We start from the raw sequence: 1,811 nt of genomic DNA, 5'->3' as shown, positions 1-1,811 counted from the left end.
ACGCCTCGTCGGCGGCCGGGACCCAGAGCGGCCCGCGCAGCACGGGGGCGCGCTTGGGCGGCGGCAGGGCGCGGCTCCCGGCGAGGTCGGCCAGCTCGGGCGCCTGGGCGGTGTCGTCGACGGTGAGGAACAGGCCGCGGGCGCGGGCCGCCCGGCCGAGATCGGCCCGGCTGGTCAGCACGCTCTGGGCCGGGCTCGTCAGCAGCGCGATCACCACCGGCGACAGCCACAGGGCGAGCCACGGGTCGCCGACCAGCGCCAGCGCGAGGCCGGCGAGCGCGCCGACCACGAGGGCGTCGGCCTGCAGGCGGCAGGCTTCCGCCCAGCTCACCTTGCGGTCGTCGCGGGCCTGGGCGTCCCAGCGCACCACCCGGCCGAAGAAGGTCGAGATCACCGCGCCGGCGGTGAACAGCGTCATCACCGGCCAGAGCAGCACCCAGATGCCCTGCTCGAGCGCCGCGCTCGCCAGCAGCGAGCGGGTGCCGCCGAAGGCGTCGCGCCGCGCCTTGGAGGCGAGCACGTGGCCGAGGCTCAGGAGCTTCGGCAGGGCCAGCACCGTGAGGGTGAGCGCGGCGAGCCCGTGCGCGGCGGCGCCGGTGCCGGTCAGCCCGTAGCCGAGCAGGCCGAGCTCGCCGGTGCGCGCGGCCAGCCACGCCCCCGCGACGAGGTAGGCGATCCACAGGGGCAGCACCCCGTAGGAGACGATGCCGACGGCGAGGTGCCAGCGGCTCGCCGCGCGCAGGCCCGGCCAGGGCAGGACGCGCAGGTGCTGCATGTTGCCCTGGCACCAGCGGCGCTCGCGCCCGAGGAGGTCGACGAGGTTCGTCGGCATCTCCTCCCAGGTGCCGTCCATCTCCGGCAGCAGGCGGACCTCCCAGCCGGCGCGGGCCAGCATCCCGCCCTCGACGATGTCGTGGCACAGGATCTCGCCGCCCAGGGGCGCCCTGCCCGGCAGCACCGGCAGCTGGGCGTGGTCGGCGAACGCCGCGACCCGCAGGATCGCGTTGTGGCCCCAGTAGCTCCCGTCCGGCCCCTGCCAGGTCTCGAGGCAGCGCAGGGCCAGCGGCGCGTAGAGCCGCACCGCGAATTGCTGGATGCGGGCGAACAGCGTGTCGCGGCCGGCGGCGTAGGACACGGTCTGGATCAGGCCGGTCGCCGGGCTCTCCTCCATCAGCCGGGCGAGGCGGCGCATCGTGGCGCCGGTCATCAGGCTGTCGGCGTCGAGCACGATCATGAAGTCGTACTGGTCGCCGTAGGTCCTGGTGAACTCGGCGATGTTGCCGGCCTTGCGCCCGATGTTCTCGGTGCGGCGGCGATAGCGGATCCGCGGGATGCCGGGGCCGGCGGTCTCGCGCCAGGCCTGGATCCGGGCGAACTCGTGCTCCTCCACCGCCGCGATCGCGCCGTCGCGGGTGTCGGAGAGGACGAAGAGGTCGATGTCGCCGCCGGGGGACTCGTCCTGGGCACCGTCCCGCGCGGCGTCGCGGGCGAGCGAGCGCGCCATCACCCGCAGCGCCGCGAACACCGCCACCGGGTCCTCGGCGTGGATCGCCACCACGGCCGCCGTGCGCGACAGGCCCGACGCCTGCGCCGGCACCGTCTCCGAGCGGCGCTCCAGGGCGGATTTCGCCCGCGCGCCGAGGCCGGCGGCGATCAGGCCGTAGAGGTACTGCCACGCCACGAACGACTGCCAGGTCATCACCACCGCGAACAGGACCAGCACGGTGCGGGCGAGCCAGGCGCCGGTCGGGTCGGCCGGGGCCGGGTAGGCGACGGCCGCCAGCCACGCGATCGCCGCGCCGGTGGCGAGC

At 75.8% G+C, this 1,811-nt stretch carries 1 protein-coding gene; it reads right to left on the bottom strand.

The features are described 5' to 3' along the window. On the bottom strand, positions 1–1,811 hold a 1,811-nt coding region (gene mdoH / locus FV230_RS27955; protein WP_147844679.1), incomplete at both ends, for a glucans biosynthesis glucosyltransferase MdoH.

The sequence above is a fragment of the Methylobacterium sp. WL6 genome, assembly GCF_008040095.1.
In the GTDB taxonomy this organism is placed as follows: domain Bacteria; phylum Pseudomonadota; class Alphaproteobacteria; order Rhizobiales; family Beijerinckiaceae; genus Methylobacterium.
This window is presented reverse-complemented; position numbering and strand designations above follow the sequence as displayed.